General features: G+C 46.5%; 22 protein-coding genes. 13 read left to right on the top strand and 9 right to left on the bottom strand.

The window, feature by feature from the left end:
- Positions 1 to 93: 93 nt before the first annotated feature.
- Positions 94 to 687 carry a recombination mediator RecR gene (gene recR / locus QUB04_RS18070; RefSeq protein WP_333036394.1) on the bottom strand — a complete coding sequence of 198 codons (594 nt, stop codon included), beginning with the start codon at positions 685 to 687 and terminating at the stop codon, positions 94 to 96.
- 152 nt (positions 688 to 839) lie between these two features.
- Positions 840 to 1,208: a translation initiation factor gene (locus tag QUB04_RS18065; RefSeq protein WP_333051370.1), complete on the bottom strand. Its 369-nt coding sequence runs from the start codon at positions 1,206 to 1,208 to the stop codon at positions 840 to 842.
- 258 nt (positions 1,209 to 1,466) lie between these two features.
- Between QUB04_RS18065 and trpB the strand changes: the two genes are divergently transcribed.
- The 3 genes from trpB (at position 1,467) to QUB04_RS18050 (ending at position 4,283) form a co-directional block, all read left to right on the top strand.
- Positions 1,467 to 2,705: a tryptophan synthase subunit beta gene (gene trpB, locus QUB04_RS18060; RefSeq protein WP_333085184.1), complete on the top strand. Its 1,239-nt coding sequence runs from the start codon at positions 1,467 to 1,469 to the stop codon at positions 2,703 to 2,705.
- A 278-nt stretch (positions 2,706 to 2,983) separates the two neighbouring features.
- On the top strand, positions 2,984 to 3,490 hold the full coding sequence (locus QUB04_RS18055) for a CAP domain-containing protein (RefSeq protein ID WP_333286399.1): 507 nt from the start codon (positions 2,984 to 2,986) through the stop codon (positions 3,488 to 3,490).
- Between the two features lie 160 nt (positions 3,491 to 3,650).
- Positions 3,651 to 4,283 carry a ribonuclease H-like domain-containing protein gene (locus QUB04_RS18050; protein WP_333286457.1) on the top strand — a complete coding sequence of 211 codons (633 nt, stop codon included), beginning with the start codon at positions 3,651 to 3,653 and terminating at the stop codon, positions 4,281 to 4,283.
- Between the two features lie 542 nt (positions 4,284 to 4,825).
- Here the strand turns inward: QUB04_RS18050 and QUB04_RS18045 are convergent.
- Together QUB04_RS18045 and QUB04_RS18040 are read right to left on the bottom strand one after the other, a co-directional pair.
- Positions 4,826 to 5,884 (bottom strand): ATPase, T2SS/T4P/T4SS family, encoded by a 1,059-nt coding sequence (locus QUB04_RS18045; protein WP_333286397.1) that lies wholly within the window; start codon positions 5,882 to 5,884, stop codon positions 4,826 to 4,828.
- 604 nt (positions 5,885 to 6,488) lie between these two features.
- Entirely contained in the window at positions 6,489 to 7,616 is a 1,128-nt protein-coding gene (locus QUB04_RS18040) for a HetZ-related protein 2 (RefSeq protein ID WP_333286395.1), read from the bottom strand.
- Between the two features lie 157 nt (positions 7,617 to 7,773).
- Between QUB04_RS18040 and glyS the strand changes: the two genes are divergently transcribed.
- On the top strand, positions 7,774 to 9,936 hold the full coding sequence (gene glyS, locus QUB04_RS18035; protein ID WP_333286393.1) for a glycine--tRNA ligase subunit beta: 2,163 nt from the start codon (positions 7,774 to 7,776) through the stop codon (positions 9,934 to 9,936).
- 596 nt (positions 9,937 to 10,532) lie between these two features.
- Positions 10,533 to 11,879, top strand: coding sequence for a UDP-N-acetylmuramoyl-L-alanine--D-glutamate ligase (gene murD, locus QUB04_RS18030; protein WP_333286391.1), 1,347 nt, complete (start codon positions 10,533 to 10,535; stop codon positions 11,877 to 11,879).
- A 138-nt stretch (positions 11,880 to 12,017) separates the two neighbouring features.
- Here murD and QUB04_RS18025 read toward each other — a convergent pair whose 3' ends face one another.
- From QUB04_RS18025 to QUB04_RS18010, 4 genes are all read right to left on the bottom strand, one after another.
- Positions 12,018 to 12,191 (bottom strand): hypothetical protein, encoded by a 174-nt coding sequence (locus QUB04_RS18025; RefSeq protein ID WP_333286390.1) that lies wholly within the window; start codon positions 12,189 to 12,191, stop codon positions 12,018 to 12,020.
- Between the two features lie 36 nt (positions 12,192 to 12,227).
- Positions 12,228 to 12,587 carry a hypothetical protein gene (locus tag QUB04_RS18020; RefSeq protein WP_333286455.1) on the bottom strand — a complete coding sequence of 120 codons (360 nt, stop codon included), beginning with the start codon at positions 12,585 to 12,587 and terminating at the stop codon, positions 12,228 to 12,230.
- Positions 12,556 to 12,738 carry a hypothetical protein gene (locus tag QUB04_RS18015; RefSeq protein WP_333286388.1) on the bottom strand — a complete coding sequence of 61 codons (183 nt, stop codon included), beginning with the start codon at positions 12,736 to 12,738 and terminating at the stop codon, positions 12,556 to 12,558. Before QUB04_RS18015 ends, QUB04_RS18020 begins: the two co-directional genes overlap by 32 nt.
- Positions 12,739 to 12,934: 196 nt before the next feature.
- On the bottom strand, positions 12,935 to 13,345 hold the full coding sequence (locus tag QUB04_RS18010) for an MAPEG family protein (RefSeq protein WP_333286386.1): 411 nt from the start codon (positions 13,343 to 13,345) through the stop codon (positions 12,935 to 12,937).
- A 386-nt stretch (positions 13,346 to 13,731) separates the two neighbouring features.
- Between QUB04_RS18010 and QUB04_RS18005 the strand changes: the two genes are divergently transcribed.
- The 4 genes from QUB04_RS18005 (at position 13,732) to QUB04_RS17990 (ending at position 17,815) form a co-directional block, all read left to right on the top strand.
- Positions 13,732 to 14,754 carry a DUF389 domain-containing protein gene (locus QUB04_RS18005; RefSeq protein ID WP_333286384.1) on the top strand — a complete coding sequence of 341 codons (1,023 nt, stop codon included), beginning with the start codon at positions 13,732 to 13,734 and terminating at the stop codon, positions 14,752 to 14,754.
- Between the two features lie 19 nt (positions 14,755 to 14,773).
- On the top strand, positions 14,774 to 16,351 hold the full coding sequence (locus tag QUB04_RS18000; RefSeq protein ID WP_333286382.1) for a sodium:proton antiporter: 1,578 nt from the start codon (positions 14,774 to 14,776) through the stop codon (positions 16,349 to 16,351).
- Positions 16,352 to 16,593: 242 nt separating this feature from the next.
- Positions 16,594 to 17,373 (top strand): methyltransferase domain-containing protein, encoded by a 780-nt coding sequence (locus QUB04_RS17995; protein WP_333286380.1) that lies wholly within the window; start codon positions 16,594 to 16,596, stop codon positions 17,371 to 17,373.
- Positions 17,374 to 17,479: 106 nt separating this feature from the next.
- Entirely contained in the window at positions 17,480 to 17,815 is a 336-nt protein-coding gene (locus QUB04_RS17990) for a cupin domain-containing protein (RefSeq protein WP_333286378.1), read from the top strand.
- A gap of 251 nt (positions 17,816 to 18,066) precedes the next feature.
- Here the strand turns inward: QUB04_RS17990 and QUB04_RS17985 are convergent, their stop codons facing one another.
- The gene (locus QUB04_RS17985) at positions 18,067 to 18,606 is read right to left on the bottom strand and encodes a Crp/Fnr family transcriptional regulator (RefSeq protein WP_333286376.1); all 540 of its coding nucleotides are present in this window, start codon (positions 18,604 to 18,606) and stop codon (positions 18,067 to 18,069) included.
- Positions 18,607 to 18,814: 208 nt separating this feature from the next.
- On the opposite strand from QUB04_RS17985, the gene QUB04_RS17980 reads away from it, so the two are divergent.
- The 4 genes from QUB04_RS17980 (at position 18,815) to QUB04_RS17965 (ending at position 23,435) form a co-directional block, all read left to right on the top strand.
- On the top strand, positions 18,815 to 19,333 hold the full coding sequence (locus QUB04_RS17980; protein ID WP_333146453.1) for a CdiA C-terminal domain-containing protein: 519 nt from the start codon (positions 18,815 to 18,817) through the stop codon (positions 19,331 to 19,333).
- 199 nt (positions 19,334 to 19,532) lie between these two features.
- Positions 19,533 to 20,339 (top strand): thiazole synthase, encoded by an 807-nt coding sequence (locus QUB04_RS17975; protein WP_333286453.1) that lies wholly within the window; start codon positions 19,533 to 19,535, stop codon positions 20,337 to 20,339.
- A 69-nt stretch (positions 20,340 to 20,408) separates the two neighbouring features.
- The gene (gene psb34, locus QUB04_RS17970) at positions 20,409 to 20,576 is read left to right on the top strand and encodes a photosystem II assembly protein Psb34 (RefSeq protein WP_333103838.1); all 168 of its coding nucleotides are present in this window, start codon (positions 20,409 to 20,411) and stop codon (positions 20,574 to 20,576) included.
- Positions 20,577 to 21,164: 588 nt separating this feature from the next.
- The gene (locus tag QUB04_RS17965; protein WP_333286374.1) at positions 21,165 to 23,435 is read left to right on the top strand and encodes a hypothetical protein; all 2,271 of its coding nucleotides are present in this window, start codon (positions 21,165 to 21,167) and stop codon (positions 23,433 to 23,435) included.
- Positions 23,436 to 23,538: the final 103 nt, after the last annotated feature.

Here is a 23,538-nt window from a genome sequence, read left to right as displayed (position 1 = left end):
AGAGCGATTAAGCTCGATGAAGTTCTTGTGGAAAGTAGGGGTTGGGCGTCCCGCCCGCCAGAAAACACAATTTAGATGCGGGACAACTTATAACTAATCCAACTCCCTCCTTCCTTCCAAAGCACGAGCCAATGTAACTTCATCGGCATATTCCAAATCTCCCCCCATCGGCAAACCAAAAGCTATGCGCGTCACTAGGGTAAAAGGTTTTAATAAGTGACCGATATAAAGAGTAGTAGTTTCGCCTTCCACGCTGGGACTAATAGCAATAATTACTTCCTTAACCTTTTGCTGGCTGACGCGCCGCACTAACGGTTGAATGTTCAATTGTTCGGGGCCAATTCCATCCATCGGCGAGATAACGCCGCCAACAACGTGATATTTACCCATGTATTCCCGCGTTTTTTCTAAAGCGATTACGTCGCGGGATTCTGATACTACACAAATGGTATGAGTGTCGCGGTTGGTATTGCGGCAAATTTCGCAAACAGGGTCAGCAGATAAGTGAAAGCATACTTGACAGAAACCTACTTGCTGTTTGGCATCAATCAAAGATTTAGCTAGGGCTTGCACTTCTTCTTCCGGTCGCTTCAAAATATGTAAAGCTAGCCGCTGGGCTGTTTTTGGGCCGACTCCCGGCAAGCGCTGCAATTGTTCGATTAAACGAGCTAAAGGTCGAGTGTACATTAAAAATTGGCGGTAATTGGTAATATCATTTCTGGTTGATTCGCGACAAGATAATTTGTGCGATGTAGGGGCGGGTTTTACCAACCATCTATGTTTAAAACTAAGTATATCATAAACCAGTCCCGCCCATACACTGAGGAATATTGACTAATTTACCCTCCACTAATTTTAGCTTTGTAGCCTAATTTTGTGATAATTTCTAGCAGCTTTTGCTTGTGTTCGCCTTGAATTTCGATTTCATTATCTTTGACTGTGCCGCCAGTACCGCATTGGGCTTTTAGCTGCTTGGCTAAAGTTGCTAATGTTTCGGGTTTTTCCTGAAAGCCGCTGATGATTGTAACTGTTTTGCCGCCGCGTCCTTTTCGGGATGCTTCGATTTTGAGGTTTTGTTGATTGGGGGGAACTTCGGCAACTCCCCGTTGGAGGGCGGCCGAGTTGTCAACGTTGCCAAACTCGGAGTAAACTATTCGTTTGCCCTCGGTTGTTTTGCTGTCAGAATCTTTGCGTTTGGATGCTGCCATAGGTTAAGATGCTTGAACTTTTTTTACTGGTATTTCTAGTTTTAGCGGATTGGGTGTAAGGCGGCGATCGCTCGTTTAGACTCTGATATTATACCTATTGTATTAGCCCATCAAGGGTTCAGGGAATTATAATGAAATTTGTTCGATCGCCTCAAGTCCCCAAGCAATTTGGTACGATCGACTAAGCGCGCGATCGACACGCCCGCCTCTAGCTTACCCGCCAATCTAAAAAATCTAAAATCTAAAATCTAAAATCAAATGACAGTCACCCCCCTGCATCTCACCACCGAAACCAGCGCCCAACGCCCCGACTCCCTCGGCAGATTCGGCAAATTCGGTGGCAAATACGTCCCCGAAACCCTGATGCCCGCTTTATTTGAACTAGAAGCCGCTTTCCACAAATACCGCAGCGAACCGGAATTTCAACAGCAACTCCAACAACTGCTCAAAGATTATGTCGGCCGCCCCAGCCCTTTGTATTTCGCCGAACGCCTCACCGAACACTACGCTAAAGCAGACGGAACTGGCCCGCAAATTTACCTCAAACGCGAAGATTTAAACCACACGGGAGCTCACAAAATCAACAATGCTTTAGCTCAAGCATTGCTGGCAAAACGTATGGGCAAAAAGCGGGTAATTGCTGAAACTGGTGCCGGTCAACACGGCGTTGCTACCGCCACAGTTTGCGCTCGTTTTGGTATAGAATGCGTTGTCTACATGGGCGTTCACGACATGGAAAGACAGGCTTTAAATGTGTTTAGAATGCGCTTGATGGGAGCCGAAGTGCGGCCGGTGGCTGCAGGTACGGGAACGCTGAAAGATGCGACTTCCGAAGCGATTCGCGACTGGGTGACAAATGTCGAAACAACTCATTACATTCTCGGTTCTGTAGCGGGCCCGCATCCTTACCCCATGATGGTACGCGATTTCCATGCGGTAATCGGTGAAGAAACGCGGGCTCAGTGTCAGGAAAAGTGGGGTGGTTTGCCGGATATTTTATTAGCTTGCGTCGGCGGCGGTTCTAATGCAATGGGTCTTTTCCACGAGTTTGTTGGGGAAGAAACTGTCAGATTGATTGGTATTGAAGCGGCGGGCGAAGGTGTGGAGACGGATAAGCACGCTGCTACTTTGACTAAGGGAAGTGTTGGAGTTCTGCACGGGGCAATGAGTTATTTGCTGCAAGATAATGAAGGTCAAGTGATTGAGCCGCATTCTATTAGTGCGGGTTTGGATTATCCGGGTGTGGGGCCGGAACACAGTTATTTGAAGGATGCGGGCAGGGCTGAATATTATAGCGTAACTGATGCAGAAGCGCTGGAAGCATTTCAGCGACTTTCGCAGTTGGAGGGGATTATTCCGGCTTTGGAAACTTCTCACGCGATCGCCTATTTGGAGACTCTGTGCCCGCAGCTAACAGGCAATCCGCGCATTGTGCTTAACTGTTCGGGACGCGGCGACAAAGACGTGAACACTGTGGCGAAGGTTCTGAATATCTAGGTTAGCGGAATTTGGGGCGATCGCTCTGTAGGAATTAGTAGCAATTAATTGGTGTCAACTTAAGACTAAAATCCTTTGTCTCTCTCGTTTGTATCGAAGTCTAGATCCCCCCTAGCCCCCCTTAATAAGGGGGGAACTGGAAGCGTTCTTTTGTCCCCCTTATTAAGGGAGATTTAGAGGGGGATCGAGAGGCTCATCGTCAGACGGTATACTCATAGTAATTTTGGCATTAAGTTGACACTAAGGGTAACAATTAACTTTATTTTTCGTTTGATTTCATGTCCAAAGGTTTGATTTTGATGGGCTTGGGATTGTTGACAATCCTGCCTAAGTGTGATACCTCCATTCCTACGCGATCGCTGCCACAAACTCCCATGAATACTAATGTTGCTTCGAGTGCTATTACTGACTTAGAAAAAGCGGTTAACCAACAGATAAATCAATACCGAGCATCTAAAAAGTTGCCGCCGCTGAGTGTCGATTCGCGAATCACTCAGATAGCAAGAATTCACAGCGAAAATATGGCTAACGGTAAAGTACGTTTCAGCCACGATGGATTTGAGGGGCGGGCGAAAGCAATTACGATTCCTTATCAAAGTGTAGCTGAAAATCTTGCTTACAATATGGGCTACAGCGACCCGGTACGCAATGCTGTTGAGGGTTGGATTAAAAGTGACGGCCACCGTAAGAATATGGAGGGTCAGTTTAATGTGACCGGTATTGGGGTTGCGAAAAATCCCAAAGGGGAGTATTATTTTACTCAGCTTTTTGTTCGCAGCCGGTAAAGTGAAGGAAGAAGGAAGTTCGGCAACGGATTCTGTAACGGATGTAACGGATGTAACGGATGTAACGGATGTAACGGATGTCAGTCCGATGGAAGCCGGAAGAGGGAAGAGGGAAGAAGGCAGTCAACAGTCAACAGTTAACAGTCAACAATTACTAATAATGGAATTTGCAGATTTTCAAGTGTGCGATCGTGATATTCCCGATTCTCTCTTATCTTATTATTTGACTGCGCCGGCGATCGCCGTTGATACGGAAACAATGGGTTTGATGCCGTGGCGCGATCGCTTGTGTTTGGTGCAGTTGTGCAATCCCGAAGGTAAAGTTGCAGTGGTGCGGATTGCCAAAGATCAGACAGCCGCACCGAATTTAAAGAAGTTAATGGAAGCAGAAAATATTGAGAAAGTATTTCATTTTGCGCGCTTTGATATGGCGACAATGCGTTACAATTTAAGTATTGATATTGCACCCGTTTTTTGCACCAAACTTGCTAGTAAACTTGCTAGAACTTATACCAACAAACACGGATTGAAAGAATTAATTCTAGAACTTGAAAAGGTAGAATTAAATAAAACATCTCAAAGTTCCGACTGGGGAAATGCGACTAATCTTTCTGACGATCAACTAAATTATGCTGCTAATGATGTCCGCTATTTGCTGAGCGCTAAACAAAAGTTGACTGCTATGTTGCAGCGAGAAGAACGCTGGGAAATTGCACAGCAATGTTTTCAGTGTTTGCCCGTTTTTGTGAGTTTGGATTTATTGCAGTACAAGGATGTTTTCGAGCACGGCTAATAGCATTTTAGATTTTAGATTTTAGATTTTAGATTTTAGATTTTAGATTGGGAATGACTGATGACTACCAGGGCTTAGAGTACAGGCATACAGTTGCATTCTTTTTTGGAACTGGTATAATCTTCTGTCATATTATGTCCGATCGATTGACCATAATATCCCGGCCGGGCGGGTTTTTGAGATTGTCAATTATTGGCAGATATTATTGGTTAACCCGCCCCTACCTGATTTCGGGCGAAGCGAAGCGAAGGGAATCGACCGGACTAGATAGCACCTGGCAGAACTGCCATCAAATTGTTTTGTAGTGAAAACTTGAGTTATGATAAAACTCGCTTGGACTTGAGTCCTCACTACAAACGTAATTATTATTAATTGACCGGACTTGATGTGATATCAAATCCGGTAGCATCGGAAATATTCCTCTCTGTATTCTCTCCCTCTGCGTTCTCTGCGCCCTCTGCGGTTAAATCATTCCGATACAACCGGAAACGATATGAGTAAAAAAAAAATTCAAAACAGTGATCTCTTGCTAAGTAGGGCTGCTAGGGATTGTGTTCGTGCATCAATGCTTCAATTTGGTCGTCAACATTTCTAATCACCTGTTCCAAAGCGGGCAACCCCTCTAAAGGCACAGGAGAAAGGCGAGTTCGATCGCGAATTTGATTCACTTTCCGCTGCAATTCTTCGGCCAGCCGCAGCGCGTCGCGACTCAAAGTAGACAACTGCTGCTGCTGGTAAAACCTCAAAGCTGCCCCCCGCAAAACTTGCAGGGTGGCTTCTTCCTTGCCACCCACCGTCATTACCCGCAAGCGCAACAGCAAATGAGTGTTTTGATATATGCGCTCAACTTCGACTTGTTGGGGCTGTTCCACCGGGCAAACAGGCATATCTGTCAGCCGCTTCAACTCGTCGATTACCTCTTGGAAAAGGACGATATCGATACCTTCGAGCATCGATTTCAAAACGCCGTCTTGACTCCAAAGAATCCGGCCTTGGGACTGATGCCGCTCAAAAAACAGGCGGCCGATACCCTCTCGCAGCACTCTACCGAGCAATTCTTCCAGCAGTTGGGGCGCGGGCAAAGTTGCCAAAACTTCGACTGGGCTTGACAAGTGCAAGGCCTCGACATTCAAAACCGATAGCTGTGTCGGTGTCGGGGGAACCTCGGCGCCAGCAGGTTTAAACTGCTCATGATCGGGCATCGAGGGTTCTGGCACAGACAGCAGCGTTTCTGCTTTGGGGCCTGAAATTGCTGGTGGGGGATTTTTGGGTGTTGGGGCTGCTGCGGTTTCTGTCTGGCTGGGTTCTCGAAGCTGGCTCCCGTGCAGCAAGTAAGCTGAGAGCATCGAGCGCTGAGTTTCCGAGGCAATTGGCTCTGTTGTGACTGAGCAATTCATGTAAGCTAAAATCCGCTGCACGTAGTCCAAGGCGGAGTCATCTTGGGCATCGACTACGCCCAATTTAAACCGATTACCTTCTAGAGATAAAGGCAAAACTTGATAGTAAAGGCAAGCTTCAAAGGGGACAACTGTGTCGATTAGTTGAAATATTCGATCGGAGTCCATTGTAGCTGCCGAGCCTGTTGAAGATGTATGTACCATTAGCTGCTTTGTAGTTGGAAGCGCGATCGAGCGCGACGCACCAACCTGATGCGATAAAATTAAACGCTGCAACTTCCCTGACGGAGGAATTGGCCTAACAACCGGAAGCTTTTATTAAAGAAACATCCTTAGTCCCAGAATTTTCTCCCTGCTGTATTGCAGCCTCAAATTCTACCAAAAGATTGAGAACTAGATGATGACTGGCGCAGTCTAGACCAACTATCATCGATCGCCCGAAATTGATTCCCGTGGCTAGCAACGACAGAATTATGTCTTTAATGCACAAGTATTATAGATGCACCACAACCGATGATTTACGGGCCACCGCTGAATTTAGGATTGGTTAAAAAATCCTGAAAAGTCGATCGTGCTGCTAGTATCTTACCTCAGAGAGTTGACTGCGATCGTCTCGGAGCGCGATCGTCTCGGCAGCGCTACAAGAGCCCGATTAATCTAACCTGAATTGATACAAAGGGCATCGCGCGGTTTTCCACGGGGAAACTCGCAGAACTCTGTGGCTGTGAGGGAATTGATTTGTAGCGCGGATTCTGAAAAATGCTACCGCCCATTAACAATTAGCAATAGCCCGCCACCCATTACCAATCTACTCGTTGCGGAGAGATTGAGCTGCTAAATAGAGTTTGCTCCACTCGCCGATGACTTGATTGGTTTTCAGCTTTAATTCAGATGCGATCGTCTCTACACTTTTCCCTGCTTTCAGCGATTCTACCAACTGCCGCTGCACCGGCGTGAGGTCTTGTAAATATTGCTGCCACTGAGCCGGAGTCAAGCCCAAACTGTGTTCTTTGAGCGAAGTTTCCAGCCAGCTAGCGACTAATTCCGGTGCTTGTTTGACCGCAAAAACCCGAATCGCGTGGTAACTGACTTTTTCTCGCAAACGGTAAATTTGCTTGATTGGAACCTTCAAATCCTCGGCAATTGCCTCTTGGGAACGACCTTGGAGGTAAAGCTGCAGCCACCGGGAAGCCAGCGGATCGACTTCAGCGGCCAAGTAATTCTCAAATTCTTTTTGGACAATCTGCCGCTGAGTTTGCTGCTCTTCCCAAGCTTGATTTTCTCGATACTCGGACATCGCCTGTTCGTCTAGCAGGCTGAGCGGTTCGTCTGTATCGTCGGGTAGAACCTGTTCCGACACCAGCCGCACCCAGTCTCCCGCAGGCACTTGGGTCAACCCCCCGCGCTGGGCACGCCGCAGGTAGTTGACAAAACGGTACACCAGCAGCGGCTGGTTGCGGATCGGCCGCAAGCAGTATTCTTCTGTGCTCGCTAGCAGCAAAGCATTTCGCAGGCGTCTGTCTGAGGTGCATTCGGCAATCCAGGCGACTTGCTGCTGCAGGTAGCGATCGGAATTGAGCATTTCCTGAATCACTTCTTGTAGTACCTCCACCGCACTCCGCTGTCTGTCGCGACTCAGGGAAACCCACGCTTGGATTTTTTGCCGGAGCACAACCAAACCGCCGAGCCGCCCGATCAAGTTGCGGTAAGCTTTTTCTGGGGGTACTCCCAGATACCGAGAAATCAAAATTCGATATAAAAAGTCGATCGCGCCGGAGGCGACAGACAATTGAGTTGGGCTAAGAGTGTCAAATCTTTCGGGCTTGTCTCCCAACAGCCAGCGGACAACACTCTCGCGAGTGCTAGAACTCTCCTGCGGGCAATCTTGTTCGAGTCGAGACTTCCAATCTTGTCCTAGTCTTTGGGCCAAGGTCATGGGCTGCCGAGAATATTGTCTTTCACCCCCGATTTTACGTGGTATCCTGGATTTTTGAGTATTTTTCAGATATACGATCCTCTTCGAGGGCTTCGCCAACGCGCGATCGGATAAATTACCTTAAATTACCCTAAACAAAATTCCATTACGGTGCGATATGCCTAACTTTTTATTAGAACTCGGTACAGAAGAATTGCCCGCATCTTTTGTCTCAGGCAGCGCCCAGCAGTGGCAGCGACTTGTACCTGCAACGCTGGCAGAAGAATCCTTGACAAATGACTCTATTAATGTATACGCTACTCCGAGGCGTTTGGCCGTTCTAGTGAAAGGGCTGCCAGTTCAGCAATTAGATAGAGAAGAAGAGGTAAAAGGGCCGCCCGCAAGTTCGGCTTTTAAAGATGGCAAACCGACGAAAGCAGCGGAAGGTTTTGCGAAAAAGCAGGGCGTAGAAATTGATGCTTTGGAAGTTCGCGCTACCGATAAAGGCGATTTTGTGTTTGTGCTCAAAAAGATTCCGGGGCGGATGACAGCGGATATTTTGACAGAACTTGTGCCGCAGTGGATTAACAAGTTAGAAGGCAAAAGATTTATGCGGTGGGCCGACGGAGATTTGAAGTTTCCGCGCCCGATTCGATCGATGGTGGCGCTGTTAGATGATACTGTACTGCCAATTACATTGGTGAGTGGTTCGGATACGGTCAAGAGCGATCGTATTTCCCAAGGACACCGGGTGTTATACACGCCCCCTACAGCCCTGGGAGGGGTCTCGATTCCGCAAGCTGAGGATTATGTCGAGTGTCTGCGGGCTGCTTGCGTTGAGGTCGATCGAACCCAGCGCAAAAATCAAATTAAAGCACAAGTAGAAGCCGCAGCGACAAAACAAGGCGGTTATGCCGACATTACCGAAGATTTGTTAGAAGAAGTCACCGACTTAGTAGAATGGCCGAACGCAGTTGTCGGCAAATTTGACGAGGATTTTTTGATATTGCCGCCGGAAGTAATCACCACAATTATTGTTACAAACCAGCGGTATTTCCCCATCCTCAAAAGCCCCGATTATCCCGAACTTCTGCCCTATTTCATTACAATTTCCAACGGCGACCCCGCTAAAGCCGCGATTATTGCCGCCGGTAACGAGCGAGTAGTGCGGGCGAGATTGGCAGACGGCCAGTTTTTCTACAAAGCAGACTTGGTAAAGCCTCTAGAGGATTATTTGCCCAAGTTGGAAACAGTTACTTTCCAGGAAGATTTGGGGACAGTACGCGCAAAGGTCGATCGGCTGTGCAAGATTGCCAGTTTAATTGTCAATCAACTGCAAATCACAGAGGAAGAGCAAGCTGATGTAGCCAGAGCAGCCTTACTTTGCAAAGCCGACCTCGTAACCCAAATGGTTTACGAACTTCCCGAAATGCAAGGAATCATGGGGCAGAAATACGCCTTAGCAAGTGGCGAATCGGAAGAAGTAGCCACAGCGATTTTTGAACATTATTTGCCCAAAGGTGCGGGCGACAATTTGCCCCAAACTCTCACAGGTCAAGTTGTCGCAATAGCCGACAAATTAGATACATTAGTCAGCATCTTCGGTTTGGGAATGTTGCCGACTGGTTCATCCGATCCCTTCGCTTTGCGCCGGGCCGCTAATGCAATAACTAACATTATTTGGGCTGCTCAGTTGCCAGTCAACTTGCACCAGTTGCTCGCACAAGTTGTTGCAGAATTTACCGCAGCGCGCCCCGAAACACCGGCGGAGTTGCTGGCTCAGTTATACGAGTTTTTCTTGCAAAGAATTCGGACTTTGTTGCAAGAAGAAAAGAATGTAGATTATGATTTGGTAAATGCAGTTTTGGGAGAAAACGACCCCGAATATACTGAACGAGCATTGAGAGATTTGTTAGACGCACGGGAAAGAGCACTTTTCCTACAACAAATCCGCAATAACCAGACTTTGGATCTAATTTACGAAACAGTAAATCGTTCAACTCGTTTGGCGGCTCAAGGTGATTTGGATAAAGTAGAATTGGAACCGAAAAATGCGGTGAAACCAGAGTTATTTCAAAAATCGTCTGAACAAGCTTTCTATGATGCAGTCGTGCAGTTAGTGCCGCAAACGCTGCTATGCAAACAAACTCGGGATTACCAGCAGTTGGTAGATAGTTTGACTGAGATTGCTCCGACTGTCAGCAACTTTTTCGACGGGCCAGAAAGCGTTTTGGTGATGGATTCTGACCCGGAAATTAAGCAAAATCGGTTAAATTTACTGGGTTTGCTGCGGAATCACGCGCGGGTGTTGGCTGACTTTGGGGCGATCGTGAAAAGTTAGAATTGACAAGATTTGAGTTCGCCGGGGGTTGAAAACCTCCGCTTCAGTCCGCCGGGGGTTGAAAACCTCCGCTTCAGTCCGCCGGGGGTTGAAACCCCCGTCTCAAAGCGAAAGTCCTCTTAAGAGGACTGAAACCCACACATACTAGACTTTTCCGTCAGTTTTAACTCCTATGTTGCACCATTCTCAAATAGCCTTTTGTGAACAGGCAAGATGCCTGTTCCACAAGAAAATTTATCTTTAGTGGAACAGGCATCTTGCCTGTTGCTGACAATGGTGCAATATCTCAGTTTTAACTGACTTTAGCTGTTAGACAGGGGTTTTCAACCCCTGGCGGGCCTTGGGAGGCAACGGGCGAGCCTGTAGGCAAACCAACTTGAGAAACCTACTTGTTAAAAATCTCGCTCCCAATAACATTAAAGCTTACCAATAAAACGAGTAAATCTATTAGGATTATTGCCGAACCGCGCGCGTCTGGGCAGAGTTCGATCGCTCTCTTAAAAAATAAGCTAAATGGCCAATAGTCAACAACCAATTCAAGGTTAAGATATAAACTTATAAAACCAGGGAAATTCGCTCCATCACACACACAGCTTATGCCGATAGCTCATATCATTGGACTAGGAAAATCAGGAATTGCCGCCGCCAGACTGCTAAAACGCGAAGGATGGGAAGTAACGCTGAGCGATCGCTCATCTTCCCCAAACTTGCTCGAACAACAACAGGAATTCGCTAACGAAGGAATTCATGTGGAGTTAGGTAAATCTTTTGAACCAGTCGAATCTATAGAATTAATAGTAGTGAGTCCGGGCGTTCCCTGGGACAGTCCAGCATTAGTGCGCGCCAGAGAGTTAGGCATTGAAACAATCGGAGAAATGGCTCTCGCGTGGCGTTACCTCAAATCTCCTTGGGTGGGAATTACCGGCACTAACGGCAAAACTACTACTACTGCTTTAATTGCTGCTATTTTTGCAGAGGCCGGGCTTTATGCTCCCGCTTGTGGCAATATTGGCTATGCTGCGTGTGAATTAGCTTTAGCCGAAAAACAGCCGGATTGGGTAATCGCAGAAATTAGCAGCTATCAGATAGAATCCTCGCCGTTTGTAGCGCCACGCATCGGAGTTTTGACGACTTTGACGCCGGATCACCTCAGCCGCCACAAAACTTTAGAAAATTACTACAACATTAAAGCGCATTTGCTGAAAAAGTCGGAAGTGCAAGTAATTAACGGCGACGATCCTTGTTTGCGGCAGCAAGGAGTTGACGTTTGGCCGGATGCGTGTTGGACGAGTGTCAAAGGTGAAAAAGATTTGTTGGGAAATACAGATTTTGGAGCCTATATTCAAGATGGTTGGGTAATCGCTCAAAGCGAGAAAATTCTGCCTGCTGATTCTTTGCGGATGGTGGGAGAACACAATTTGCAGAATTTGTTAATGGCGGTGGCGGCAGCTAATTTGGCGGGGATAGATAAAAGTGCGATCGCGCGGGCGATCGCTAAATTCCCCGGAGTTTCGCACCGCCTCGAACATATCTGCACTTGGGAAGGCATAGATTTCATCAACGACAGCAAAGCTACTAATTATGACGCCGCGCAAGTCGGGTTGGCTTCTGTGAGCGCACCGGCGATTTTAATTGCGGGCGGCGACGCCAAAGAAGGGGACGATCGCGCATGGATTGATACAATCAAGGCAAAAGCTGCTGCGGTGTTGCTAATTGGGGATGCGGCAGGTATTTTTGCCGATCGGCTCACACAAGCAAATTACAACGCTTGGGAAATTGTCGAAACAATGGAACGAGCGATCCCGCGATCGGCAGAATTAGCCCAACAAAATCATGCTAAAGTAGTGCTGCTTTCCCCAGCCTGTGCTAGCTTCGATCAATACCAAAACTTCGAGCAACGGGGCGATCATTTCCGCCAAATATGCCTCGAATCCCTAGTTTAGATATGTCATTGTTCGCTGTGTACAAATTAAGATTGTTCTACACAGCGAACACTAACAAAATTAAATCTGCGTTCATCTGCGTCTATCGGCTTACATCTGCGGTTAAAAATTAAAACCTCTGATTTCGACCAATCTACTTTAACTAACAGTCTTCCAAATATCCTTAATTCTAGCCTGCTGTTTCCATTCTAGCTCATAAAAAACTAGCATCATTTCCTCATGAGTATAATCAATAATGATTGCCGCCAAATGAGCAGCGGTTTCCGCTTCCAGCATGGCTGTTTTTAACTTTGCCATAGCCTCTTGATCCATTAGCACTAAACTTTGAATATTGACCTCACTTTCATTTTAATTGTGTCTGCAAATGTCTTTTAATTGGGTCTGGAAATCAGCACTTTGAGCAGCACTTATTGTATCAGAATGCGACGACGATATTTTAAATTGGCTACAAAGCTGAGAGCGCAATTTTTCATCAATCTCCAGAATATTGCCTGGGAAAGTGCCATTTTTTTGCAACAAAATTACGATTTCTATTTCCAGTTGGCGATAGCCTTGCTGAAAGAAATCTTGAGAGTTAGAACGAAACAAACCGCTATTGACTTGCTGAATTTGGTTAGATGTCAGCGATTGAGCCGAGACAGCAGCCGGAAATCCCAAAGATGCTGCTAGCCACCAGCTAGAAATTATCTGTTTGAGAATGCTGTTCATCACTGTGGGGAGGAGTTATTACCTGAGTTAGTTTCTCGTTTTCTGACTCGCTTGCTAATTCATCTTCTCGTTCAAGTTTTTCTTGCCACTCGACAAGCTGCTGAAAAAGTTTCGGGTTAATTTCAAATACGGGTTTGTTGGTTTCTGACATATTTACTCCTGAAGGTGATTGAAAGACTTGGATTTAACTGGTTCCCAGGCTCTGCCAGGGAACCGCTGTCGAGAGGATCTGCCTCGCTTTTTCAGCAGGAAAATTGGAGGCTGAGCCTCCGGATCTGCGTTACCAGGCAGAGCCTGGTAACGAGTAAAACGAGTAGAAAAACAATTATGTCTATCGGAAGCTACGCTCAAACCTTCAGCAGCGACATAATTATGCCTGTTAAGGAACCACCAAGCAAAGCTAAAGTAGCTAAGGTACTAATCCCAAATCCTGCCGCTCTTTTTTCGGCAGCTTGATAGTAACCCCAAGCAAACAAAATGCGTCCAACTATCCAAACTGCGCCGATACCTGCGCCCCAAATTGGGCTGATAAATTGCGAGAACAGCCACAGCGAGGGCAAAAATAGAATCATTTGCTCTAAGGTATTTTGCTGAACTCGCAACACTCGCTCAAAGTCTGGGTTTCCTGTCACCTGCGGGGGAGAAACTTTGTATTTGAATCTAGCTCTGCCGACGTTGATGGTAACAACGAAGTAGAGAATTAATGCTGAAACAGTAATTAGACTAGGCCAAAGTGTCGCGTTTGCTTCTGCGAGCATGATTGGGTATTATTGGGGTGGAGTATATATCTTGATTATAAATCAATTATTGCCGATCGCGTCATTCAAGGCAGGAGATTTGATTCAACTGCTGGGTATTAGTGGCGCGGCAATTGCTTTAGAGTTCCGGGACATCCTCGAAAACTTGCTGGCTGGGATTTTGATTGTTTTTGATTGCACCTGCCGACGGATACAAACCCGCGACTCTTGTCGTGAGCCGCCCAAAATTTTAGACTTTTGTTCAAGGTTCCAGATTCATCAGTGGAGTAAATCTAAAATCAGTGGAGTAAATCTAAAATCAGTGGAGTGAATTTAAAATCTTAAATCTAAAATCTATAATCTAAAATCGTTTGACGGATACAAGCCCCCGACTTAAGGAGATTATTTTGCTCAACAATATTCGAGACCGTCTTAAATATTTCACCAGGAGCAGGATTGCTCCAGAGCATTTAAAGCAAATACGAGTTGACTTGTTGGAAGAATCAACCCTAGATATTAACTATCTTGTCTTAATTCTCGGCTCCTGTATAATCGCCACCTTTGGACTGCTTGCCAACAGTGCAGCCGTCATTATCGGTGCTATGATCGTCGCGCCTCTGATGTTGCCAATCCGAGGGTTAGCATTTGGAGCGGTAGAAGGTAACGTTCTCCTGTTCCGCAAAGGTTTAATTGCATTAGCAGTCGGGACGGTGCTAGCAATTTTTCTAGCTTGTTTGTTGGGCGCTTTGGTACAAATTCCTGACTTTGGGAGCGAAGTTCTAGCTCGTTCTAAACCTACATTACTAGACTTAGGAATTGCGATCGCCGCTGGGGGAATCAGCGGCTATGCGAAAGTTCAGCCCAAAGTTTCTGCTACTCTGGCGGGAACTGCGATCGCCGTGGCTCTGATGCCGCCAATTTGTGTTATAGGTTTAGGCTTATCTCAAGCTAATTGGTCGCTCAGCCTGGGAGCAAGCTTGCTGTATCTTACTAATTTGCTGGGGATTACTCTCTCCTGTATGCTAACCTCTTTAATGGCCGGCTACACGCCCCTGCATCGCGCCGGTAAAGCCCTCTTGTGGGCGCTAGGATTGACGACTATACTTGTGATTCCTCTGGGGGTGAGTTTTGCGGAATTGATCGAGCAAGCGCAACTAGAAGCCAGCCTGAAGCGGGCGTTGCTTAACCGAACTATCACTTTTCAACGAGTGGAAATGATTAAAACTGATACTAACTGGTTGGCGAAACCGCCGGAAGTTCGTCTGAGTGTTCGCAGCAGCGAAGCTTTGACACCCAAACAGGTGCAGCTTTTAGAAGCATTTGTCGAAAAAGAAATGGGTCAACAATTTACCCTAATTTTTCAAGTCAGTCAAGTTGAAGAAGTGCGGCGCTCAAGGCCGGATAAGTCCCCCTCGAAACCGAAACCTTAGCTATTTTAGCCCTAATTGTATGACCCCAGAAACTCTAATTAACCAAGTGACGATCGAGGGGAATCTGAAGCAATTTCTCTTAGTGCTATTAGTTTCCTTAAGTGTGGCGGTGCTGCCGCAAATATGGGGCTGGTTGCGCCAAATTCCCTACACGCTGCTTTTAGTAATTGTTGGGTTGGGTTTGGCTTTTATAGATGTGCGGTTGGTGTCGCTCTCGCCAAAACTGATTCTGTTGATTTTTTTGCCACCTCTGTTGTTTGAAGCTGCTTGGAATCTGGAATGGCCTAAACTCAAGCGGGATTTAGTGCCGATCGCTCTTTATGCGGTTTTGGGTGTTGTTATTTCTGTTGCTGGCGTGGCTTTTGCTCTCAACCAAATAGCGGGAGTTTCTTTAGCGATCGCCCTGTTGGTAGGAGCTAGTATATCTGCTACCGATCCTGTTTCAGTAATTGCATTGTTCCGGGAACTGGGAGTTGAAAAACGCCTAGCTTTGCTGGTGGAGGGAGAGAGTTTATTTAATGATGGCATTGCTATTGTTGCCTTTAGTTTTTTGGTGGGTTCCTCTCTAGGGACTGATGACGTTGGCATCCCAATTCTGATTGCGCGTTTCTTAGCTTTTGTGGGAATTGGGGTGGTTGTCGGCAGTTTAATCGGTTTTGGAGTTTCTTATCTGACTCAACCATTTGATTTACCTTTGGTGGAGCAATCGTTAACCTTAGTTTCAGCCTACGGCACTTATATAATTGTTGAGGAATTGGGTGGTTCTGGGGTGATTGGTGTGGTGGTGATGGGCTTGATATTTGGAAATTTCGGCTCTCGTATCGGTATGCAACCCAGTACCCGACTTGCGGTAACACAATTTTGGAATTTTTTGGCGTTTTTTGTAAATTCGATCATGTTCCTGCTGATTGGCGATCAGATAAGGTTTGCTGATTTGGGAACGAATTTAGGAGTGATTGGCATAACTGTAGTGGCGATGTTTGTGACGCGAGCGATCGCTATTTTTGGTTTAGGATGGTTGAGCAATTGGTTAGGACACTCTGAAATTTCATTGCCCGATCAAACTGTAATTTGGTGGGGAGGATTACGAGGTTCTGTCTCGATTGCTTTAGCTTTGAGCGTACCCAATGTTCTGCCCGATCGACCAAAAATTATTGCGATCGTGTTTGGGGTAGTTTTATTTACGCTGCTAGTACAAGGTTTAACCACCAAGGCGCTGCTGGAAAAACTGGGGTTGTTGAGCAACCAGGAGTTCCGCCAGGAGTATCTGGAGGCGATTGCCCAACGTGTTGCTCTCAATCGGGTTCTCAAGCATCTATCTGAAGTATCGGGCGAGCGTAGAATCGAGCCTGAGTTTTCCAATCATCTCGTGAGTCAGCTTCAAGAAAAATTAAACTTGCTGCAAGCAGAAATCAATCAAATGTACGATCGATCTCCTGAACTGCGGCAGATGACTATCGACAAACTCGAAGGGGATTTGGAGGCAATAGAGGCTGATACTTATGCTGAATTTGTGCGAGCTGGTCAATTGAAGGATCTGCCTGTTTCTGTGTTGCAGCAATGTTTTAAAGAGCGGAATGAGAAAATTGTTTCTTAAAGCGAATTCGTGGACAGGATTAACAGAAATAAGTTCTACTACAACGAGTACGGGTTTTGTGCTTTCGACTGAAAGCTTTGTTGGCCATCAAAAACAGTCCGAATTGTTGAGGGGCGGACATGGTATAATTCTTGATATTGTAGGGTGCCTCAGCCTACGATAATTTGAATATGAGCTAGATCATAGAAAGATTTGAGAAAATTTGGCAAACTGAGAGTAAGGTTAAATAGGAGGTCAATTCAATGACCAATACTGCTCTGAATTTTAAGACTGCACCGGGACATGAAGTGCTCGCGGCGGCTGGCAAGAAAATGCTGAGGCCGGGGGGGAAACTTGCTACGGAACAGTTATTTGAATGGGCGGATTTTCAGCCTGGGGAGACTGTTTTGGAGTTGGCTGCTAGTTTTGGATATAGTTCGATCGCCCTTGTTGAACGTTTTGGCGTCAAAGTAGTGGGAGTGGAGAAAAATCCCGAAAGTGTGACCCGCGCTCGTGCTAACGTTGCAGCAGCGGGTTTGAGCGATCGAGTGGAAATTGTGGAAGGAGATATTTTTCACTTGGATCGGATTTCCCAACAGTTTGATTGGGTGTTGGCTGAAGCTATCCTGACAATGCAGTCGCCGTCGGGGAAAGCTAAAATTGTATCGGGAATTTGCGATCGTTTAAAACCAGGTGGCAAGTTTCTTTCTCACGAACTTTTAGCGAGAAACCGAGAATCAGAAATTCACAAAGCTTTATCAGAAGTGACGCGGGCTAATTCAACGCCTTTGTCTGAGTCTGGCTGGATTGCTGTTTACCAAAACGCGGGTTTGCAAGTAGAAAAGTGTCAAAGTGGGGCGATGGGGCTCCTCAACTTGTCGCGAATGCTGCAAGATGAAGGGTTTGTGGGTACTGTGCGGATTTTGTGGAATATTTTAAGTCGATCGCAAATTCGCGATCGTATCTTAGCAATGCGTCGAGTTTTCCAGCATTACCAACAGGATCTAGGCTACATCGTTATCTCTGCCAAAAAACAATCTTAACCGACTCAATCGATTTTCGATTTTCGATTTTCGATTTTCGATGGAAGAAAGTGAAGCCACTGATAAATTCGAGACTTGTGACCAAATTAATTAATTGTCAAAAACTATGACTACTACTCTTTTACCGCTACAATCTTCAGCAATCCAACTCCGAGACGCAATTGAATATCCCGCCGCCGGAGTGCTGAACAAAATTTTAGTCAAAGACAAAAATTGTCAGTACAGTTTATTTTGTCTGGCTGCAGGAACGGAAATTTCGGAACACTCTTCGGCACGGAATGCCACAGTTAATGTCATAGAAGGGAAGGGTATTTTGACTTTGGAAGGCAAGGATATTGTTTTGGAACCGGGGGTGTTTATCTTCATGCCCGGTCACGCTCTTCACGCTTTGAAAGCGGAAGAAAATTTGGCGTTTATTTTGACACTTTCCGAGCCTCATTAATCCCATAAATATTGCTGTAGGGGCGGGTTTTACCAACCATACTTGCCTAAAATCCATAATCTCATAAACCCGCCCCCCACAACCCGTGAATCGGGGCGGGTTTATATAGATAGTGAGTGGCAGTCAAATATTGTTTGTGAAATCATGTCCCGTAGCATCATCAGTTGGGGCGGGGCGGGTTTACGAGATTGTTAGTTTGAGACGTAAATTGTTGGTAAAACCCGCCCCTACAAGAATTGGGATTGTAACATTTAGTCTATTTTATCTCCAGAGGCGATATCCTCCAATTTTTCCCAATCCAATACAATAATTTTACCGCCTCGACTGTAGGAGACAAACGGCTTGAGTTTTTTAAACAACCGCACGCATTCTTCGTAGGTAATGCCAATACTGCGAGCAATTTGATAGTAGGGAAAACGTTTTTCTAAACATACACTATTATCCGCCATCTTCCTACCTTGCTCGACGCCAAAGTAATGAATAAATCGGGCCAGCCGCACGATCGCCCTTTCCGACACCAAACCGTGCACAGTCTCGTGCAGTTGCTGCAACCGCTGATTAAACACCGCCAATATTCGCAAGGCAATCTCAGGATTTTCCCGAATTGCTGCTAGCAAAAATTCCCGTTCTGTGGTAAGAACTTCCACATCTGTTTCTGCAGTCACCGTTGCGGGGGCAATGCCGTTGCCTAGCAAAGCAGGTGCGGCAAAAATATCTCCCTGAAACAAAGTGCGGAGAATTGTTTCTTTGCCCGCCGCCGCTGTTTTTGCAACCCGCAGAGAACCGCTCAATCATGGTGTATAATTTTTCCGGGATGCGATCGCCCTCATACATCACAACTTCTCCCTGTCGGTAAGTCCGAATTGCTGTATGTTCTTGCAATCGCTCTAATTCAGTTTGGTTTAAGCTGGTAAATATTCCAATTTTAGCCAGTTGCTCAACAGTTGATTTCATACCTTTAACTCTACCCGATCCGAGTCCATTGAGAGTATAGTAACGGTGAATTCAGAATATATCGAAACAAGCAGAGCCATCTACGAAAATGCAGAACCAGAATATCGGCGATATTATTTTGATGAGATAGCTGGCGGATTTGTGCTAATTCACCAACAACATAATCTTAATAATTCTGAAATCTTTCTTGCTGAAGTTTTGGCTAAAATAGGGAAGAGAGTTAGAATGTTGAGCGAGCAAGCAGCAGAGGGTGTGAGAACGCCCGATGCTGAGATAGACGGTGAGATTTGCGAATTTAAGGAGTTAACAGAATCTACGAGGAACATCAGGTATCGAGTTCAAGAAGGAATCAGCAGGGCCAAAAATCAAGGTGCATCAGTAGTTGTTTTTCACATCAACCGAGAAAATTACGATGTCTGGAAAATCAACGCTGGCATCAAACAAGGTCTGTTTTGGGATACCCAAAATCAGATTCAACAAATATTTTTTGTTGCCAACAGCAAACAAATTCAACTCATTACAAGGGAAGACTGGCAAAATGGAAGACCATTTCAGCGAATTTAAAGAAATCGTAGAGTGCGGGTTGAAAAATAATATGCCGCGAGATGCTAAATTAATTACTGTAGGGCAAATTTTATATGCTGTTACCCGCGACGATCTAACTATCAAAGAAGGTTGGCAGCTTGAAGCAATGCTGGGAGGCAGAAAAAACTGGGAAGAGGCACTTGAGTACAGCATTTTTGGCTATCCAGTAGATACAGAAATGCCATCTTTAGACAAACCTCTGGTTATTGCTGGCAAAACTTTTCATTCTCGCTTGATGACAGGGACGGGAAAATATCGCAGCATCGCAGAAATGCAGCAAAGTGTCAACGCTAGCAGGTGCGAAATTGTTACCGTGGCTGTGCGGCGAGTGCAAACAAATGCTCCCGGCCATGAAGGATTGGCAGAGGCTCTCGATTGGACTAAAATCTGGATGCTGCCAAATACTGCTGGTTGTCAAACTGCGGATGAGGCGATTAGAGTAGCTCGTTTAGGCCGGGAAATGGCGAAACTTTTAGGCCAAGAAGACAATAATTTTGTCAAATTAGAAGTGATTCCTGATGCTAAATATTTGCTGCCAGATCCGATCGGCACTTTGGAAGCTGCAGAACAATTAGTTAAAGAAGGTTTTGCCGTTTTGCCCTACATCAATGCCGATCCCCTGCTGGCAAAACGCCTCGAAGAAGTCGGTTGTGCGACAGTCATGCCTTTAGGTTCGCCCATCGGTTCAGGGCAAGGGATCAACAATGCGGCCAACATTCAAATAATTATTGACACTGTAAATATTCCTGTGGTTGTCGATGCGGGGATCGGAACGCCCAGCGAAGCAGCCAGAGCAATGGAAATGGGAGCCGATGCACTGTTGATTAATTCCGCGATCGCCAATGCCCAAAATTCCCCAGCGATGGCCAAAGCAATGGGAATGGCCGCAGAAGCGGGGCGGATGGCGTACTTAGCAGGCAGAATGCCGATCAAAGATTACGCGATCGCCTCTTCCCCCCAAACAGGCACTGTCACCTCAAAATAAATTCCTGAATTTTCCTGGGCGCTTTTTTGGTAGAGTTGTAAACATCAAAAATATTAAGGATTGTGACTGATGCCTTACATCAAAGATGACGATGGACGCCTGAACAACTTTGCTAAAGAGCCGAAGGTGTATGAAGCCGTACCTCCTAACAAGAACCAGCAACGCAACTACATCATCCTGGGTATTGCAGCAGCCATGTTAGTCGCCGGTTTGGTGTACGTGGCTGCCTCCGTCTGAAAACTGGCCTGAGACTCAAAGCTGCTTCAAATCGCAATTTTAAATAATCCTTCGAGAAACCATGTTTTCCTTTCCCAAGGAAACATGGTTTTTGTGTTTCAATACAAAGCAGGGAGTTGCGACAATCCTGAAGCGTGCCGAGCGAGCTGGAAAGCTAAATAAGACCAGCATAAATTTGGTGTTTTCCTCTCGGCTGTCGGGTTCAGGGACTTGGGTTGCACTTAATCACACTGGTTTGCCACCCACATAAAATTGCCAATTGAAAATCTACACTCCTTTAGTCATCAACGGTGCGATTGACAATCAAGCATCCAGGATACAAGCCCCCGGATTCATTCCGAAAGCAGACTCAGGGCCCAGAAATAAAAAACCTGTATCCGATAAAGGAGCCCCCGAATTTATCCGTGCGGTCAAGGCTTCAATCTAAAATCTCAAATCTCAAATCTCAAATCGATTGACTGCCTTCGGGGCTTAGTTGTGAGTTATGAGCGATCGAGATTTCAACTCTCAACTCTACAATCTAAAATCTACAATCCAAAATCTAAAACCTAAAATCTAAAATCTAAAATCTAAAATCGGCTGCTCCTGATGTCTATTCCTTCCCAAAAAGTTTCTAGCTCGAACAAGCTGATATACCAACGCTTGAAACAGGCGATCGACCTCAATTTACGCCGTCAAATTTTTATCGCCGCCTGCGACGACTTGTGCTTGCGGGACTGTCTGGCAGCCCGCTTGCACACAGAATTAATCGCAGAGAGCGCAGGCTCCGATCCTCGGATCGACTACCCCCGATTTGTCAGTTTGGAACTCGACTTGAGCGAGCCAAATCCTTGGGGTTCGATCGCCGCGTGGCTGACCCAACACCCACCGCCGCAAAACAGAGGCAGCTACAGCCGTTTGCCGGGATTTCAAATTATCGGGGCCGAACACCTGACCAGGCAGTCAGCATCCGTGCAGTGGTCGTTCCTGAGCTATTTGAGGGACATTGAAGCAAACCTGCAATTGTGCGAGTCTGCTCTGTTGCTGTGGGTGTCGCGGCCCTGGCTAAGTTCGATCGAGCAATCGGCCCCAGAATTTTGGCACTGGCGAACCGGAGTATTTGAGTTTGAAGGCGAACCAACTCCAGCTAAGGAAGACTTGGGGCACTTTGAGGACTTGGGGAACTCAGGAGACTTGCGAAACCTGCGGGACAGCGGAGACTTTGGCAACCAAGTTTTAATATCTTCTTTGTCTGAACAATCCCCAATTCCAGATGAACAATTCCCAATTTCCTATCCCCCGTCCCCAGCGCCAGATTCTAAATCCGTCCCATTGGGAGATGATGAACCATCCCCACCAATTTCCTATACCCCGTCCCCAGCGCCAGATTCTAAATCCGTCCAACTGGCAGATTTGGTGCTAGCAGCGGCTTCTGAGGATTTGGAAGCAGAAAATGATGCTGCATCAGAGGAGAATTTTCTGCCGCTGCAAACCCTGCAATACATCGAACTGCTGCAAGAACATCAGTGTTGTTCCGAAGCATTGGCTTTGGCTTATCACGGTTTGGGAAATTACTACCGCGATCGCATTTTGGGCGGAGACGTTTCAGAGCAAAACCTGACAATCGCCATTCGCGCGATCGAACAAGTGATTGCGTATCTCGAAGTTGACAGCAACTCGCAGCAAAATCAACCACTAACTGAGGAATGCGCGCGGCTGATTGCCCAATTGACAGAAAATTTAACTCAGTACGCCCAGGAGTCCAACAGCCTACCGCCAATTTCCGATTTGCTCAACGATCTCGGTACTCTCTACTGGATGCTGTCGCGCGATCGCACCAATGCCCTCAACGCCTCAGATCCGGTATCCAGCCTTGAACGCAGCATCGCCCTCTACCTTGAAGGTTTGAACCGAACAGATGCCGAAACCGTACCCCAAACCCGCGTTAGATTAAACAAAAATTTGGGAATCGCCTCGGCCGATTTAGCCCGCTATCGAGACAAGACAGAGAACTTGCAGCACGCAGTTGCAGCTTACCAACAAGCGCTGCTGGATCTAGACCCCGCCGTGGAGCCTCAGCAGTATGCTGCGGCTCAGAATAATTTGGCGACAGCATACTGGAATTTAGCCCAAGATGGTGAGCCGATCGTATATCTCAAAAGCGCGATCGCAGCTTACACCCAAGCCCTCTCCTGTTACAGTCCCGAACGAGAACCCCTCAACTATGCCGGAGTGCAAAACAACCTAGGTACCGCCTGCTGGAACCTCGCCCAGCACCAACCCTCAGAACCCCTGCTAGTCAGGGCGATTTCCGCCTACCGCGAAGCCTTGAAATACCGCACCAGAGAATTAGTACCCGCAGCAGCAGCAGCCACCTACAACAATCTCGGTACCGCTTATTGGCATTTGGCGAACCAGTTTCAGCAGAAACAGGCGCGGACGGAATCATTGCAGCAGGCGATTACCGCCTACGAAGCCGCCCTGGATATCGCCGGAGAGATCGATCGAACCAAACTCACTTTTGACGCCTTGGCCGCCCGTAACAATCTCGGACTAGCCCACTATCAACTAGCCACAGACCCAGATTTCGCCGCTAACAAAGTCGCACAGACAAGCCATCTAGAAGCAGCACTGCACCACCAGTTGCAAGTGTGCGCCGAATGGGGACAATATCTCAATGACAAAGGGTTAATATATGGGGATAAACTCAACCTGCAAGCCCCGGCAAACTCCCAAGCTGCTGATTCCCGGCAAACAGCATTGAGCTATATTGTCAAAACGATTAGAGCTTTCTATAGTGAATGTGGGCTGCCAGGCCAAAATTTAGCCTTATCCAAAGTTCCCGGAGATTTATTGCCCGAAATCTTGCGTAGGTTATAAATATGGCTATAACTATTAAAAGCTCAATTTTTTCGAGATTTGTATCCAGTTTTCTATTATTATGGCTGAATCTTCTTGCCTAATTCTTCAAGCAAACTTGTGG

Origin of the sequence: Microcoleus sp. D2_18a_B4, assembly GCF_036702475.1 — a bacterium.
Taxonomy (GTDB): Bacteria; Cyanobacteriota; Cyanobacteriia; order Cyanobacteriales; family Microcoleaceae; genus Microcoleus.
The sequence above is the reverse complement of the archived record's forward strand: the minus strand, read 5'-3'. Positions and strand labels throughout refer to the sequence as shown.